General features: G+C 68.1%; 11 protein-coding genes. 4 read left to right on the plus strand and 7 right to left on the minus strand.

Annotated elements, in window-relative coordinates; translation table 11 throughout:
- Positions 1-158: 158 nt before the first annotated feature.
- Positions 159-1043, minus strand: coding sequence for a PIN domain-containing protein (locus tag ACGFT2_RS14525; protein ID WP_185014954.1), 885 nt, complete (start codon positions 1041-1043; stop codon positions 159-161).
- A gap of 262 nt (positions 1044-1305) precedes the next feature.
- On the opposite strand from ACGFT2_RS14525, the gene ACGFT2_RS14530 reads away from it, so the two are divergent.
- On the plus strand, positions 1306-2631 hold the full coding sequence (locus ACGFT2_RS14530) for a helix-turn-helix domain-containing protein (protein WP_391744237.1): 1326 nt from the start codon (positions 1306-1308) through the stop codon (positions 2629-2631).
- A 129-nt stretch (positions 2632-2760) separates the two neighbouring features.
- Here ACGFT2_RS14530 and ACGFT2_RS14535 read toward each other — a convergent pair whose 3' ends face one another.
- Complete coding sequence (locus tag ACGFT2_RS14535; RefSeq protein WP_185014956.1) at positions 2761-3813, minus strand: hypothetical protein; 1053 nt, start codon at positions 3811-3813, stop codon at positions 2761-2763.
- Positions 3814-4175: 362 nt separating this feature from the next.
- Between ACGFT2_RS14535 and ACGFT2_RS14540 the strand changes: the two genes are divergently transcribed.
- Positions 4176-5285, plus strand: coding sequence for a three-Cys-motif partner protein TcmP (locus ACGFT2_RS14540; RefSeq protein WP_393277712.1), 1110 nt, complete (start codon positions 4176-4178; stop codon positions 5283-5285).
- Between the two features lie 35 nt (positions 5286-5320).
- On the opposite strand, the gene ACGFT2_RS14545 is transcribed toward ACGFT2_RS14540, so the two are convergent.
- From ACGFT2_RS14545 to ACGFT2_RS14565, 5 genes are all read right to left on the minus strand, one after another.
- On the minus strand, positions 5321-6079 hold the full coding sequence (locus ACGFT2_RS14545) for a DUF5131 family protein (RefSeq protein ID WP_393277714.1): 759 nt from the start codon (positions 6077-6079) through the stop codon (positions 5321-5323).
- Positions 6080-6390: 311 nt separating this feature from the next.
- On the minus strand, positions 6391-7755 hold the full coding sequence (locus ACGFT2_RS14550) for an AAA domain-containing protein (protein ID WP_391744243.1): 1365 nt from the start codon (positions 7753-7755) through the stop codon (positions 6391-6393).
- Positions 7752-9260, minus strand: coding sequence for a hypothetical protein (locus ACGFT2_RS14555; RefSeq protein ID WP_393277716.1), 1509 nt, complete (start codon positions 9258-9260; stop codon positions 7752-7754). Before ACGFT2_RS14555 ends, ACGFT2_RS14550 begins: the two co-directional genes overlap by 4 nt.
- Complete coding sequence (locus tag ACGFT2_RS14560) at positions 9257-10399, minus strand: hypothetical protein (RefSeq protein ID WP_393277718.1); 1143 nt, start codon at positions 10397-10399, stop codon at positions 9257-9259. The genes ACGFT2_RS14555 and ACGFT2_RS14560 overlap by 4 nt, the downstream gene beginning before the upstream one ends.
- 50 nt (positions 10400-10449) lie before the next feature.
- The gene (locus ACGFT2_RS14565) at positions 10450-11289 is read right to left on the minus strand and encodes a hypothetical protein (RefSeq protein WP_393277720.1); all 840 of its coding nucleotides are present in this window, start codon (positions 11287-11289) and stop codon (positions 10450-10452) included.
- A gap of 422 nt (positions 11290-11711) precedes the next feature.
- Here ACGFT2_RS14565 and ACGFT2_RS14570 point away from each other — a divergent pair, with 422 nt between their 5' ends.
- Together ACGFT2_RS14570 and ACGFT2_RS14575 are read left to right on the plus strand one after the other, a co-directional pair.
- Positions 11712-12950 (plus strand): exonuclease SbcCD subunit D, encoded by a 1239-nt coding sequence (locus tag ACGFT2_RS14570; RefSeq protein ID WP_391744251.1) that lies wholly within the window; start codon positions 11712-11714, stop codon positions 12948-12950.
- Positions 12947-16156 (plus strand): AAA family ATPase, encoded by a 3210-nt coding sequence (locus tag ACGFT2_RS14575; protein WP_393277723.1) that lies wholly within the window; start codon positions 12947-12949, stop codon positions 16154-16156. The genes ACGFT2_RS14570 and ACGFT2_RS14575 overlap by 4 nt, the downstream gene beginning before the upstream one ends.
- Positions 16157-16620 lie beyond the last annotated feature (464 nt).

Raw genomic sequence — 16620 nt, forward strand, 5'->3', positions numbered from 1 at the left:
CCTGCGCTCTCTCGCCCGTACAGCGGGCCACGGCATCGTCCGCGGTGCCGCTGGCGCCCTGGGCGCCAGCTCGACCGGCGGATTCTCCGGGGATCCGGCAGCGCTGACCCGGCGGAGCTGGTGGCCCCGGTCCCCCAGGCTGGGGCCACCCATTTCCATCAAGGCGCCTCGAAGAACGGCAATCCGACGGCAGCGAGCTTCGTCTGAAGATTGATGTCTCTCGTGGCCACATAGACCGCAGAACCTGGGTGCCGGGACTGCAGCAACAAAGTGGAGGCCACGAAGCGGTCGTCCGGCACGTCCAGGTCGAGCCAGTTCGGCAGGGTGTCGCCCTTGGGTTCGATGTGCTCGAAGATGGCGTGCACGTCGCCGGCCACCCGTACGCCGCGCAGCACGTTGCCGTTGGTCCGCAGCCCCTTCAGGCGGCGGTCCGCCTTCTTCGCGGCGTCCCGGAGATCCGGGGTGCGGCCGGCGAGCTTCTTGTCGTCCAGTTCCCGCAGGACCACCGGGAACAGGTGGACCATGTACCGCTTGCCGAGCACGGACGTGTAGAGCGCCACATCGGGGTCATCGAGCAGCATGTTCGTGTCGACCGTGACGCGCACCGGCCATTCGTCCTCGGGTAGGAGCTCGCCCAGCTTCCGGAGCGTGGCCGCCGCTTCCTTGATCTTGTCGGCGGCCCCTTCGATGGTGGCAGGAATGGTGGTGTCCCGGGGGCGCTCAAGCCAGCGCTGCAGCAGGGCCAGGCTCTTGTCGAGGCGTTTGGTGACCTCCGGTGTCGGGTGCGGGAACAGGAGCCGGAACAGCGGTTCCCATTCCCGAACTCGCCCCAGCAGCTCCATCCTTCGGGCTTCGAGTTCGGGACTGCTGGGTACCCAGCCCCACTTCGGCGCTCCGAAGTGAACAATGCCGTTGGAGTGGCGGTTGGGATCAACGTTTCGGATCTGTGAGTCCGCGAGGACCTGCAGGAAGTCCGCTTCCATCAGGTCCAGGTCCGACCGGAGGCGATCCAGGTACGTCGGCGGGGCAGGTGTGGAGGCCATCTGCCGATGATGCCGCACGCCGCTGACAAACCCTCCCGTCAGCGTGTCGAGACGGCGGCGGGCTGGTGCAGGGGCAGCGACGCCAGCGCGTAAGACCGGCTCCCCACAAGGCCCGTACGCCTGCGGTGACGTGGGCGGACTCCCCAGCGGACATTCGACTCGCGCAACCGTTGTCGCGCCCGTATACGCATCAGTTGTCGCAGGTCGGTGCATCGTGCAACTCGGTGCAGACGATGGCTTCGAGCGCGTAGGCTTCGGCGGCATGGCCGCCGACAGCATGGTTCAGCTCGTCTCCTTCCTCACTGCACAGCAGCCGTACGAGATCGTGGGCACGCCGGAGAGCGAGTGGGTCGACTTCAAGAGCGTCCCTCCCAACGGGCCGTACGACCTGAGCACCCACAAGGGCAAGTTCGAACTCGCCAAGGATGTCGCAGCGTTCGCGAACGCCGGCGGCGGCCTGATCGTGTGCGGCTTCAAGGCGAAGAAGCGGCCGAACGAGCTCCACGAGGTCGTGGAGAAGGTGACGCCCTTCGACAAGAAGGTGGTGAACACCGACTCCTACAAGGACGTCCTCACGGAGTACGTACGCCCGCTGCTCAAGGTCAAGTTCTTCTGGTACGACCACCCCCAAGGCGACCCGGAGGCGGCCGGGCACTACTTCGTCCTCGAGGTACCGGCGCTGCCTGAGTCCGAACGGTGGGCACTCGTCACCCGCGGGATCAACGACGACGGCCAGTTCATCAAGAACAGCTGGACGATCCCGATCCGCAACGGCGACACCACCGCCTTCCTCCCGCCGGATGAGGTGTACCGACTCGTCAACGACGGCCTGCGCGTGCGACATGGCCGAGCTGGCTCCGCCGTGCCCGCTCCGGCCGCGGACCGCGTCAAGAGCCGGGAGGACCTGCGTGCCGCACTGGGTATGGAGGAGACGCCGGTGCTCTTCTTCCAGAGCGTCCCCGATCACCCGCGCGGCCTTGTCCCCGGCATGTATGCCGACGGTGGTCTGCGGGACGTCCTGGACAAGCAGGACACGCTCCGGGACGCCAATGCCTTCAACTGGGCTTCTGTGTATAGGCGTCCGGAGCCTCGTGAGGGTGGCCTCCTGCTGGCCGACGCTCCCCGTCGCGGGCTGCTGGTCGAGTCGGACGGGGCGGTCACTGGGGCCGCGTCGGCGACCTCGGAAATGCTGGGTTGGGCCATGGAGCGCTACTCCGACGGCGGAGCACGCAGGATCAGCGTGTTCGTGCTGACCGAGATCACGCTGGAGTACTTCCGCTTGGTCGACCGGCATGTGCTGCCGCTGGTCGACGGCTCATGGACACATCGCATCGTCGCCTCGGACTTCACCCAGTCGCCCGGATGCGTACTCGCCGCCGGTGATGACCCGGCCTTCCCGTTGCGGGGTGCTCCGCAGCCAGCCACGAGCGACGACTGGAACCACAGCTGGCAGGCCCTGGGCGATCCGGAACGCGATGCCTACGAAGCACTACGCCACATCTACGCGCTCTTCGGTCTCGATGTCACCGTCAACCCGTTCGTCGACGGGGACCGCGTGAGCACGGCCAAGCTGCTGCCGAAGAGGTAGCGGGCCTCCGGCCCGGTCGCCCTGCCCGGTTGGCGCACCATGATGCCGGCGCCCGTTGAACCACGCGGTCCCAAGCCGGGGGCCCCGGGGATGTGGTTGATCCCCGGGAGTTTCGGTGTTCTGGCGGGTCTACTGGGTCAACGCGGCGAGGGCCTGCTCCGCCATCTGGACGCCCATTGTGGCCGCGATGGTGGTACCGGCCTCCAGGAGCTTGTCCTTGAGCTGGGTGGCGAACTGACGCAGGCGGCCCGGCTCAGGGTTCGCGGAGGTCGCCTCAGTGTGAAGGTCCCGGGCGACGCGCTCCAGCTCGGCTCGGTCCGCCTCGGGCATGCCCAGGGTGGTGCTGACCTGGCCGATGTACCCGGCGAGCTGGGCGAACAGCGTCGGGTCGACGCCGTCGGTGTTGGTCTGGGTGAAGTGCTGCTGTTCGCCAATGATGATGCCCTTGGCGTTCGGCATGTAGTTGTTGTACGTGGTGCCGGGGCGGGACTGGTTGATGTGGTCCTGCACGCTTCCTCCTGCCAGGGCGCAGCTGACGCCCTGGGGTGTGATGGCGACTGTGGCGGGGTCGGTGTCGATGAGTTCGATCAGCTTGTGCTCTACCAGGTGGGCGAGAGCCTCGTGCAGATCGTCGCTGGAAATGGCGGACCCGGCGAAATAAGCAGCAGGCGAGGTGAGGAAGAGCGCCGGGTCGGCGGGCTGCTGGTCGCCGGCGGTGTCGAACAGCCACCGCTGGAAGGCGTCCATGGTGCAGCGGAGACGAGCGGCGCGGTCTGTCCGCAGCTTCTTCAACCGGTGGATCGCGGCGCGTCCGGCGTCGGTGAGATGCACGTGAGGCATGCCCCCATAGGCGCGCAGCACTTGGACCAGGTCGTCTTTCTCCAACTCGAAGGCAAGCACCAACGGGTCCTCGCCATCCAGTCGCTGTTCCTCCACGAACCGGGTCACGTTGACGTAGCTTCCGGAACTGAGCTGGGCCTGCTCCCCCAGCCAGAGCAGGAGCCGGGACAGGACCGGAGCGCCTTCGGCGGTCTCACGGCCGGGCAACGCGCCTCCTTCTGCAGACGCCTCAGTCTGGATCGGCACGCGGATCGGGTTTCGCCGGGCCGCGCGTTCATAACCCTTGGCGATCTCCTTGAGGTGCTTCTCGATCGCGCGCTGATTGATGGAGTTGCGGGCCACATTGCCCTCCTGTCGCAGATGACTCTGTGCCAAGGCTACGGAGCGGAACTGACAACGAGAGCCGCGACTGGTCGGCACGTCGCATAATGATCGTTTGTGGTGTGGTGCGCGGCCGCGGGTGAGGCCAACGGCCCGGCGGCGTCCCCGAGGGGGTCTGCCCGGGGACAGCAAGAGCCTGTTGGCCTGTCCTGCCGCCTTCACGAACCACCGATCGAAGCATCGCCGTGCTTCGGCGTCTGCAGTACACAAACAGGAGCGGACGGCTCGTACGTGCTCTTTACACCGAACCGGGTTGCTCTCACCATCAATGGCCTAGGGGTGCGGCCGGCACATGCCCGCCCATCGACCTGGAGGGGGCCGGGATGGGTGTGTTATGGAAGCTGGAACCGGCGACAGCCGCCAAACACCGCCTGTACCAGCGTTACTTGGATGCCTGGTGGCCCATTCTGCTGCAGACGTCCCAGCGCACTGGTTATGCCCGCCCCCGCGTCACGCTCCTTGACGCGTTTGCCGGTCCCGGCCGCTATCAGGACGGCGAGCCGGGCTCGCCCGTCTTCATCCTTGAACGTCTGCTGAACCACAGCGCGGTCGACCGCATGCACCTCAGTCCGCGGCGTGTGCACCTGATCTTCATCGAGAAGGACCCTGCCCGGCACAACCATCTGATGGGCGAACTCCACGCTCACTTCGGTCCGTTGCGGGACCTGCCGGTCCACCTCGAGGTCCAGCGCGGTGACGCCGGCACCGACAGCATGCCCCTGCTGACCCGGCTGGGTGCCTGGGGCCACCCCATCCTCGGCGTCTTCGACAGCTGGGGCAGTGTCAATGTTCCGCTGGACGTGATGAGGCGCATCGCCTGCAATCCCTCCAGCGAGGTCGTCACCACCTTCGGACCCAACTGGTTCAGCCGTCGCGAGAACCTCAACCCGGATGTCCTCGACACGGTCTTCGGCGGCCGGGCGTTCTGGGCGCCCGCGGATGCTGAACTGCGCCCCGACGAGCGGTGGCGCGTGTGGCTGTCGACCTACCGGGACGCGCTGCGCCGGTCGGGCTTCCCGTACCAGCTGCAGTTCGAGCTCGTCCCCCGCACCGGACAGCCTCTCTACCTCGTCTTCGGCACCGGCAGCACGGCCGGCCTGAAGGCGATGAAGGACGCCATGTGGAAGGTCGACGACCGGGATGGCGAAAGTTTCCGCGACCCGCGCACGCGCGGGGCCATCCCTGACGGCCAGATCGACCTGTTCCAGGCGGCTGGGCTCGCCGACACCGAGCTTCTGGAACTGGTCGCGCAGCGCCTGTCGATGGGACCGGCGACGGTGGAGATGGTGGGCGAGTGGCTGCTGGCCGAGACCTCGCGCTGGCTGCCGAAGCACGCCCTGCAGGCCATACGGGAGATGCGACAAAACGGTCAGGTGACCCTGCTCTCCAGTGGGAAACTCTCGACGAAGAGCCAGGTCAGCCTGCCCGCCTGAAACGGCATCCGTCCAGGGGCACTCTGGTCCGCAGATCAGACGTGGACGCGTTCCTCGGGGTATTCACGGACCCGCAGAGCGGCAGGGAACTGGCTGATCTCCTTGTGTTCCTTGCCCCAACGGGACCCGAGCTGCTTCACGAACGCAGCGCAGCCGGACTGCCGGGACCTGGCCACCACGTCCGCCGCCCAGGCCAGGTGCATGGGGCGGGCCCCAGGCCCGGATTCGCCCCCGACGATCACCCAGTCGATGCCTGTCAGATCCAGGCCGCTCAGCGGGCCGAGCAAGGGCTCGCACGACAAGAACCTCACTGCGGCCGGCACCTGGCGCAGATCCTCGATGCGGGGCAGTTCCTTCGCGCTCTCCACCGAGACGCCCATCCAGAGGTTCGCCGGCCATTCCAGCTTCCCGGCGATCTGCCGCAGGCGTCTGGCCCGTTTGGTGAGGACCTGGTAGGTGTGCTGCGGCGTCTCAGTGATCACCTCGAAGACCTGCCGGACGTAGTCAAGTGGCACCCGGGCGTGGAACAGGTCGCTCATCGAGTTGACGAACACCGTCCGTGGGCTCTTCCACCCGTACGGCACCCGCAGGGCGTCCGGATGCAGCGTCAGCCCGAAGCCCGGCCCTGACGTACGCGGATCACCGTCGGCTTGGTATTTGGCCGAGCCCATCGCCTTCAGCCGCTTCGCCAGGGTCAGCGCATAGCAGTGATCGCATCCAGCGGAGATGCGGTCGCAGCCCGTCGTCGGGTTCCACGTCGCCTCGGTCCACTCGATCGCGCTGCGGTCACTCACTAGCCGGCCCTCCATCCCCTCGAACCGTGCCTCACGTCGGCGGCCCGGTCACAGGCGCTGCATCCCCAACGACGTGTCGCATCACCGGACACCGGCATCCAACCACCTGGTCGGCGCACGGTAGCCACTAACTTAATAATAGAACGTTTGTCTTAATTTTTGGGGATGGTGGGCCAGCGCAAACCAGCCACCCTGCCAACGGTCGGCAAGCGGTTCCGGCTTGTTGACGGCGTTTGCTGACAGCCAGAACCTGATGCACCGTGCCCGCAGCCCGGCTGATGCGCAGGCTGCGGGCGCGTGCCGGGGCCTACTCATCCGCGTCGGCGGCCGGGCTGTGCCCGGGCGTGGACGGTGTGCTCGGTCAGGTGGGCGAGGACGGTGTGGTTGGCCTCCCAGCCGTCGGCGACCTGGGAGGCGGCTCCGGGTTGTGCGGGGTCGTTGGAGGGGTGGGCGTCGAGGAGTTCGGCGATGCCGGCGCGGGCCACGACGATGCAGGCGTGGCGGTGTCGTGAGGTGAGGACGCACAGGCGGCCGGCTTCCAGGTGGAAGGCGGAGGCGTCGCCGCGGCCGGAGAGGGGGTGCAGGACGACGGTGACGCGGAATTCGCAGCCTTGGAGTCGGTTGGCGGTGTCGATGGTGACGCCGTGGAGTTGGGGGTACTGGCGGGCCAGGAGGGCGCGGATGTGGTGGGCCTGGCTGCGGTGGGCGGTGCCGATGGCGATGTCCCCCGGCTGCAAGACGTGGCCTTCGGGGTTTTCCTCGCAGGTGGTGGTGGCGCGCCGGGCCAGCAGCCGCTCGGCGACGCCGAGGACGGCCTGGAAGGCTTCGATGTCGTGCTGGCCGGTGATGCGGGCCGGTAGTTCGAACAGTGCCCATCCGGTTCGGGCGGCGTGTTCGATGACCTCGTCGATAGGGGTACGCATGCCGCGGATGGAGAACGTGAGGGTGCGGTCGGCTTCACGGCTTCCGGCGTGGAAGGGCGTGAAGGGGTAGAAGGCGTCGCTGATCAGGGGGACGGCTGAGGGCGGCAGGCGCCAGGACACGGGCAGAAAGTGGACGGGCAGGTCGGGGTTGTTGCCGAGCAGGACGGCGACCGCACTGTTCATGGGGTCATGGGGCAGGCCTTGGAAGCGGTCGGTTTCGACCGTGGAGAAGGGGTCGAGTTGGCCGGGATCTCCGACGAAGAGGGCCCGGTCAAAGAGGCCGGCGGTCCACAGAAGCATGTCGGAACGCATCTGGTAGGCCTCGTCGATGATCGCCCACGGCCATCGGCGGTCGGTGACCGTGGCCCATTTCATGGCGGTTCCCACGATGACGTCGGCCGTCTTCTCGAGGGCTTCGATGCGGGTGGCGATACGGATGCCGGGACGTGCCTGCAGGTCGTGCGGGACTGAGTGTTCCGTTGCGGTGAGCCGGGCGGTGCGCAGATGCGGGTGGTGCCGGGCGAGTCGTCGTACGAGTTGGTCGACCTGGCTGTTGGTCTGGGCGATGACGGGGCAGGGCGCGTTGGACTGGGCGAGCGCGTCGGCGGCTCGGGCGACCAGGGTGGATTTGCCGGCGCCGGGCGGGGAGTGCACGACGATTCCGCGGTGGGTGAGTGTGGGCAGTTGCTCCAGGATGGCGCGGGCGGCCGTGTCCATCTGCTGCTGCGGCGAGGGCTGGTGGGGAGGTGTCACTGTTCTTCCTCGCCCTCGCCCGCGTCCTCGTCGCTGTCGTCCGGCTGGTCGGCGGGAGGCCCGCCATGGGTCCAGGGGGTCTGTTCTCGTGAGGGGAATTCCGGCATCCGGTAGGAATCCGGTGCGATGGTGAACACGAGGAAGGCGCCGGCTTCGGGCAGGACGTCGTAGGTGGGACGGTCGGCGTGGCCCATGCCTGCGGTGATCTCGAGTTCGACGAGAGTGTCGCCGTCGGCGGGAGTGATCTCGCAGATCTTGTAGCCGGCCTTGCGGTAGGCGTGGCAGGACAGGAGCTGGCCGGGTTCCATGCGCAGTAGGTCCGTAGTGGACACGGTGAATCGGGGCCGCCATTGTGGCCGTCCGGTGGGCCCGCGACGGGTGTGCTTCGAGTCGATCGCGGTGACGGTGCCGCCGAAGGCTTCGCCGGTGGTGCGTAGTTCGGCTCGTGCGAAGGGGTCGTCGGCGGTGCGTTCGGCGGCGAAGGCGGCTGCTGCGTGTTCCATGTGGGCCAGGCGGACGGCGGCGGCGACGGCTTGGTCACGGGCCGGACGGGGGCGTCCGTCCTGGGCCAGGTGCAGGCATTCGTCGGTGAAGGCGGTGCGTTCGTGGTCCCAGCGGCGTGCGGTGCTCTTGGCTTCGGGGAGGGCCTGCAGGAGTGCGTAGGCCTGCCACAGGAGGTCCCAGGTGGGCTGCAGGTAGGCGGCCAGCAGGCGGTCGAGTTCTTGCAGGGTGCGGGTCTGCTCCTGGGCCAGGGCTTGGTGACGGGCGCGGGCGTAGGCATCGAACAGGGGCGCCAGGTGGTCGTTGTCGAAGGCGGCGTCGGTGGCTGGTCCCGCCGGGCGGTGGGTGGCCGGGTCTTCCGCCTCTAGTGCGGCGTCGCGTCCGGAGGCGGTGTGGCGGGGCGGGTCGATCCAGGCCAGCAGGGTAGCCAGGTCCTCGTCCTCGAGCGGGCTTTGGCCGCTGATCCAGTGCATGCCAAGGAAGCTGGTCATGGGGATGAGGGCGGCTGAGCCGGCCAGGTCGGCGCGGTCGGTGAGATAGGTGAGCCAGTGTCCCAGGCGCTGGACGGCCCGGGAGCCGGGATGGTGGTCATCGGCGGTGCGGAACCGCAGGTCGGCTCCGAGGTCTTTCAGGTGCTGCACGGTCTGGGGGTTGGGGACGAGGATCTGGGGGGCGTCGGTATAGCGGCGTCGGGCCGGCTTGCTGGAGGTGGCGGGCAGGTGTTCGCTGTGCCGCTGGCAGGCGTCGATGTATGCGGTGACGGCGTCTGCCAGAGAAGCGAGCATGGGAGTGGTGCTGCCTGAGGGCGGGGCGAGCAGGAGTTGGGGGCGGCGGGGATCGGTGCCCAGCATGACGGCCAGCGGTCGTGCGGCGGGCCCGGTCTGTTTCAGGGCCAGCAGCATCAGCGGCTGGTCGCTGAGGTGGAGATGGCGCAGCTGGCTGGCGCGTTGGGCGTTGCCGGTGGAGGCGGCGCGCATGCGCAGGAGCGAGGTGAGGCGGATCATGCGCTGTCCGTTTGGAGGTCTGCGTGGATGCGCTGTGCGTGGCGCAGGGCCTGGGTGAGGTCTTTCTGGCCCCGTGAGGGGTGCAGGTGCCCGTCGGTGAGGGCCAGGGCCGTGGCGATGGTGTCGATTCCCGCGAGGTCCTCGCGGACTGCGGTGCCCAGAGCGGCGGGCTTGCCCTGGTTGCGGGCCTCGGCACGGCAGTGAAAGGACAGGTCGCAGTGGTGGCGGCAGCCGGGGGTGTAGTTGGGCCGCACGGTGGCGAGCGCGGCAACGAGTTCACCGCGGGGCCGGGTCGGTTTCTGGTCGGGGCCGGGCGCCAGGTCGAAGGTGGTGTCGGGGGGAACTTTGTCCAGCAGTTCGGGCAGGCGCCGCAGTCTGCCGAGGTGGCGGCTCAGGTTCTTGATCTGCTTGTGGGCGCTGAAGGGCGTGGCGGTGGGGTGGCGGGTGAAGTTGCGCGGGTTGACCAGGACCACGGTGTCGGAGACGCGCTCTGGCGGGAGACCGTCCTCGGCGAGGAGTTCACGCAGGGCCAGGACGTAGGCGGCGGCCTGGGTCAGCGCTGCGGTGGCCTTGATGGGATCGGGCTGTCCGTGGATGACGGGGAAGGATTTGATCTCTACGACGTAGAAGACGCCCTCGCGCTGGAAGGCGATGACGTCGGGTTCGAGGTAGGCCTGGTGGCCGGCGACGGTCAGACGCAGTACGGGGTGGTCGAGCAGGGTGCGAGGGTCCGACCTGCCGTGTGCTGCTCTGCGGATACGCGAGCGGGTGTGGACGCGGCGCAGCCGCAGAGGGGACGTGTCGTCATCGCTGCCGACGCTGTTGACGTCCTCGTAGGACACCTCCGGCACGCTCAGGCCCAGGGCTTGGCGGAGCAGGGGCACCAGCGGGGCTCCGGCCTGGGCGGTGACCTGGCGTTCGAAGGCGATGCCGTAGTCGAGGGCGAGCTGGGATTTTCTCAGCGGCCGCGGGAGGTCCAGATGGGCGGCGAGGGCGTCTTTGTCGATGCCGGCCGCGTCTAGCAGGGAGCGGCGCTCGCAGCTCGGATTGGCGGTCAGCGCCGCCAGGGTGCGTGCATTGTGCGGGATGGGCGCAGCGGTTCCGCGTAATACGCCCAGTCGTTCGTCGAGCGAGCTCACTGATTTCCTTGGCGGGACAGGGCACAGCCGTGCTGGTTGCAGAGGTGGATTTACGAAGTACGCCGCAGGCGGGCGGTGTTGCGCAGGATGTTGCCGAAGATCTGCTCTGCGTCGCCGAGTTGCTGACGTGCGCGCTGCGCCGCTTCGGCGCGGGTGTCGGCGTCGTCGTCGGCGTGGATCTCCAGTTCCGCTGCGGCGGCCCGGCGCAGCGCGTCCAGGTCGAGCGGGCCCCGGGGGGCGTCGCCGTGGATGTTGCGGCTGTAGTGCAGCAGCAGCTGCTGGACGGGCTGCGGCATCCCGGCCTCGCTGGCGAGGCGTTCGGCGGCGTCCGCGAGCCGCACAGCTGAGGTGAGGAAGTGGACGCGCTGGGTGAGCGGTCCCACCAGGCGCTGCTCCAGTGGCCAGGTACTCAGGGCGAGCAGCGCGCGGGCCGGTGAGAGCAGGTCGAAGGTCAGCGCGGGACAGATGTAGTAGGCGCGGCCGTAGGGGGCGGAGCGGAAGGAGCGTTCCTCGTCGCGGCGCAGGGTGGTCATGCGGGCCGTGTTCAGCGGGGTGGAGAAGAACGCCTGGTGGACCTGGCTGAGCAGTTTGGGCGAGGCGGGGACGGTGAGCAGGGCGAGCGCCTGATGGACCTGGTCGCGTACGGGCACGTCCTGGTTGGGCTCGACGACTGCCGGCGCGGGCTCCGGCCGGACCCCTGGCTGCACCTCCGGCTGGGCCGTATCCGGGACCTCAGTGATCCCGCACAGAACGTTCCAGGCGTGTCGAGTGCGCGTCAGCTCCTCGCCCAGGAAGTGCAATTGGGCGGTGTCGTGTTGTGTGAGCGCCTGCCGGAGCGCTTCTTGCAGCTGCTGCATGCGCTTCTCGAGTGCGACCAGATGCTCATCCATGCCCGCATGCTAGCAGTCACTCGGATATTCCAGTTTCACTCCAGGAAAATATGAGGGTGGATCTGGTCGCGTACAGGAGCGACCAGGTGGGGCTCGACGGCCGTAGGCGTGACCGTCGGCCGGACCGTGTGCGGGACATCGCTGAGCCTGCCCAGAACGTTCCAGGTGAGTCGAGTGCGTGTCAAATTCACTTTCTTAAGGGGCACTTGGAAAGTAGCGTGCTGCGCGAGTGTCCGCCGGACCGTCTCCTGCAGCTACTGCAGGAGCTCGTCGAGATCGATCATGTGCTCGTTGATGCCCGGACGCTAGCAGAAACTCGGGACTACCAGTTTTACTCCAGGGAATTTGGTGTACAGTCCCGGGCTCATAAGGCACCACCGGTGCCCTCCTACGCCTCGCTTCCCAGAAGGGCGCACGAAGGCATGAGACTGCTCCACACTTCCGACTGGCATTTAGGCCACATCTTTCACGGGCACGCCCGCGAAGAGGACTTCGACGCCGTCCTGGCCGAGATCGTGGCCATCGCCCAGGAAAGCCAGCCGGATCTGATCGTCCACAGCGGCGATCTGTTCCACCACTCCCGTCCCACCATCCGGGCCATGTCGCGCGCCATGGACACCCTGATCGAACTCGCCGCCATCGCCCCCACCGTGGTCCTGGCCGGCAACCACGACTCCCCCGCATACTTCAAGTTCTTCGGCTCCATGAACGGCCCCTTGCGGGGCCGGGGCCTGTTCTTCGCCGACCGGTTCCGCCCGGCGGACGACGGCGGTGTCCTCACCTTCGACGCCTGCGGCGGTGAGCAGCGAATCCGCCTGGCCGTCTTGCCGTTCGTGCATCCGAACCACTTCTGGCAGCAGTCGGCGACCGGCACGTCGTACGCCGACTACGCCGAGGGGATGCGCGGGCTGCAGGCGGAGCTGATGAGAGCCATGCACGAGGGGTACGACCCCGACCGGGACATCCTGCTGTTCGCGGCCCATGTGTACGTCACCGGCGCCCAACGCTCCCCGAGCGAACGGGCCGTGGACGACGGCTTCGAGACCGGCCCCGAGAATCTTCCGGAGGTTTCCTACGCCGCTCTCGGGCACATCCATCGCCCGCAACCGGTGCGGGGCGCCAAGTGCATCGCCCGCTACGCGGGAAGTCCGCTCGCCATGGACTTCGGCGAAGCCGACGAATCCAAAAGCGTCGTGATCGTCGACGCCGACCCCGGACGACCGGTAAGGGCATTGCCCCGCCGGCTCTCAAGCGGCCGACGGCTGGCCCACTTCCCCGGGACCCTGGAGGAGTTGAAGGCCGCGGCCGCCCAGTACGACGGGACCTTCCTCAAAGCGGTGATCGCCGGCGAAGAGCCGGACGGGCTCCTCAGCCAGAAGATCGCCGAGATCGTCCCGAACGCGATCCTCGTCAACCCCGTACCGGCACGGGAGGCGGCCGCCGACGCTGTCATGGACGGTGATCCCGGCGAGGAGCCGGAGCTCCCCGACGCCTTCCGCGCCTACCTGGCATCCGAGGGACTGAGCGGCGCTGCCGCAGAGTCCACCGTCACCGCATTCACCCACCTGCTCAACGAGCTCGACGACGAGACGCTGCCCCCGGTCCCGGCCGAGGAAATGCTCCGCGCTGCGCTGGACAACACCTGGACGGAGGCGTCGTGAAGCCCAGCCGGCTCATCGTCAGCGGAATGCGCAGCTACCACGGCACCTGCACCATCGACTTCACCGGGAAGCGCCGGTTCGCCATCCTGGGCCCTACCGGCGCCGGCAAGTCCACTGTCCTCGATGGGTTTGTCTTCGGCCTGTACGGGGCGAGTTCGTGGTCGAGTAAAGCCGAGGAAGCCTATGAGCTGATCAGCACCGGCAGCCCCAGCATGCACGTGACGTTCGAGTTCTCCGTGAACGGCCGCCCGTGGCGGGTGCGGCGCACCCTGTATGCAAACCACAGGAAGCCGCAGGCTGTTCTGGAGTCCATGGCCGAAGGCGGCGCCGACCTGCGGGTCGACAACATGCGCGCGGTGACAGAAGCCGTCACCCAGCTCATCGGGCTGGACTGGAAGGGCTTCGTCAGTACGGTCCTGCTGCCCCAGGGGAAGTTCGACAACCTGCTCAAGGCGAACAAAGGCGACCGCGCCGACATCCTGCGGCACGTCTTCGGCATCAACGAACTGGAACGTGTGCGCAAGCACGCCGGCGTTCGACTGGAACGCTTGAGCGCGGGCATCCTCGACGCCAGGAGTGCCCGGGCGGACCTCCTGCGAGATCCCCATGCCGTCGCCACACAGGCGGCGCTGGATGTGGAGCGTACGCGTGGCCTCGCGGCCAGCCGGCGTGAGCGGCTGGCCGCTCTGCGCGCGGCACAGGGGCGGGCCGTCGCACACAAGCACCGAAAGGCCGCTCTGGACAAGGCGGCACGGCTGCTGCGTGAGCGCAGCGTCCCGGATGCGGCTGTCACCCTGGCCACGCTGGCCAAGGTGACGACGGAGCTCGATGCCGAAGCCGCAGCGCAGGAAGCGGCCGGACGTGATCTGAGCCTGAAGCTGGAGGTGGCGCAGGCCGCCCTGGAGGCGGCCACGCGGGCCGGTGACACGGTCCGGTCCCTGTCCGGTGCGGTGACTGTGTTCTCCGGCCTGCCGGGCCGTACAGCGGGGTTGGACGCCCTGATGCAGCGGCTTGAACAGGAGCAGCTGCAGCACGGCGAACATGAGCAGGAGCACACGCAGGCACAGCAGGAGCTGGCCGAGCACGAGCAGCGCCTGGCGGTTCTCGTCGAGGAAGCCGACCTGGCACAGCATGCCGTCACCCAGGCCCGCGCACATACCGACCAGATCCAGGAGGCCGTCCGGGGCCCGCTGCAGGAAGCCGCCGCCGCGGCGGCACATCTGCAGTCGGCCAACACGGCACTCGAGGCAGTCGAGGAGCAGCGCGGCCGCGTCGGCAAGCTGGAAGCTGAGCTACGTCAGCTGCGCGGGGCACGGGAAGAGGCCGAGGAGGCGCTTGCTGCGGTGGAGCGCGGCGAAGCCGCCCACACGGCGGGTTCCGCTCTGGCGCCAGGGGACGCGTGCCCGGTCTGCGTCCGGCCCCTTCCGACCGACTTCACTCCCCCCTCCCCGCTGGACGGCAAGGCGCTTGGCAAAGCCAGAGGGAAGCTCACCAAGTCCTCGAAAGCCGTGAACACAGCTGTCACCGCCGCAGCGGAGGCAACAGCCACGTTGAGCGCGACCGAGCAGACGGCCCAGAAGCATCAGCGCGCGCATCTGGCCGCCCTCGAGCGCATGGACATTTCGCTGCTTCAGCTGCAGGAGCTGGTGGACACGATGCGGCCGGACGTCGTGCCGGGCGTGGCCACGACTCTGGACACGCTGAGCCGGCAGACGGCCGCGCAGGCGCGTGTCCTCGCGGGCAGCGACCCCAAGAACCGGGCCCAGATCACCCGTGCGGTCAAGACACTCGTCCAGCCGCTGCGCGCTGCGGAAGCAGAAACGCTCGCGGCCCACACGAGCGCCCAAGCGGAGCTGGCGACCGCGCAGGCCGAGAAGGAGGCGGCCCGGGCCGACCTCAAACGCCAGCGCGGCCGCTTGCAGCGTGAACGCAAACGGCTGGAGAAGACCCAACTGCATTACGAGAGCGACCTGCAGACACTGCTGACCGAGGTCGCCGGCCTCCCGGCCTCGGTACGACCCGTCCAGGACACACCGCAGGACCTCCCCTCCCCGAAGGACATCGCCTCAGCGCTGGAGACAGCCGGTCAGCGCCTTGCACAGCTCGAACAGACAGCACAGGCACGCGACGAAGCACAGCAGGCCCTCACCGAACACGCCGAGCTCCGGCAGGCCCTGGACGGACGGCGCCAGCGCAAGGTGGAGACTCCCACCCGTAATCTCCTCAAGAAGCTGGAACGTTGGGCGGACGCTGCCACCGACGCGGACAGTCTCCTTGACGGCGAGGCACCCAAGGAACTGCCTCCTGTCCCGGACGGATCCGACCTGGTCGTCGTCGTCGACTACTACCTGGCCCTCGCCTCCCTGAGTCGGCAACTGGCGGGCGCACTGGAACAATCCGGGCAGCGAGCCACGAACGCCATCCACGCGTTCGAGAAGGACCTCACCCTCCAGGCGGGGGCCGGCGCCGACGAAACCGACGATGACCCGGGTTTCCCGGTGCCGGAGAAGAGCGACCTGCTGGCACCCGCCGTTCTCGACCCGCTCAGCCGCAAGACGAGCGACGCGGAAACGGCGCACGATAAGGCCAAGTCCGACCTGCGTACCGCACGGTCCCAAATCCCCTACGCCGAGGCACTGGACGCTGCCATCACCGCCGCGGATGAACAGGCCGCGGTGTGGAGGAGAGTGAGGGACCAGCTCACCGACACGAAGTTCCTCACCTATCTCACAGACCAGCGCACCCATGCGCTGCTCCGCTACGGGAGCAGAATCCTCCAGCAGATCTCCACCGGGCTCTATGCGTTCACTGAGGACTTCAAGATCGTGGAGTCCGCCACGAATCTCACGCGCGGCCGAGAGACGCTCTCCGGCGGGGAGAAATTCCAGACCTCCCTCGCGCTGGCACTGGCATTCGTGGAACTTCACAACCGCAGCAACAGCAAGCTGGAGAGCCTGTTTTTGGACGAAGGGTTCGCCTCCCTGGACTCCGACCGCCTGGAGGCCACTCTTCCCGTCCTGAGCAATGCTGCAATCCAGGACAAGACCCTCGCGGTCATCAGCCACCTGTATCCGGTGGCCGACGCCGTCGAAGACGTGCTGTTCGTCGAAAAGACCGCCCAGGGCTCCACAGCCACCTGGCTCACGCCGCAACAACGCGCCACGACCATCCGCGACGGGATCCGGCGCATGCTGGAACACGCCTGAGCAACACCGGGCCGGCCAGCAGTGTCGCCGAGGAACCGCCCGCCCCAGGGCAGCACCGTGGGACACCGGTAGCTCTCCTCCCTTCCTGCACCCGGCCAATCCCGTACTTCCTCCCGGCGCATGCAGGCGCCCCAGGAAGCCCTGCGGCCGGCGCTGACAAGCATTCAGCTCAGCGCCGACCGCAGCCTTCCACCCCAGGTGCCGCAACAAGGCCGGCCAGCGCCGGGCGGCCCCGATGCCCCGGCATAAGCCTGCCCCTTGGAGCAGCCGGGCCTTCGAGAAGCACACCCCCTCCCAGCGAAGTTGCCGACGCTCGCAGCCGGTACGGGCTGACGGCTCCGCCGTACCCGCCCTCCCCCGGCATGACGCCGCATCACGGCCCTGACAAACGGCCGGTAATGCCAGTGCCGTCCGCCTTCTGGCACCGCCAACGCCCGGCGCAGGCACGGCACTTCCGGTCTTTT

The organism is Streptomyces sp. NPDC048514 (assembly GCF_043199955.1).
In the GTDB taxonomy this organism is placed as follows: Bacteria; Actinomycetota; Actinomycetes; order Streptomycetales; family Streptomycetaceae; genus Streptomyces.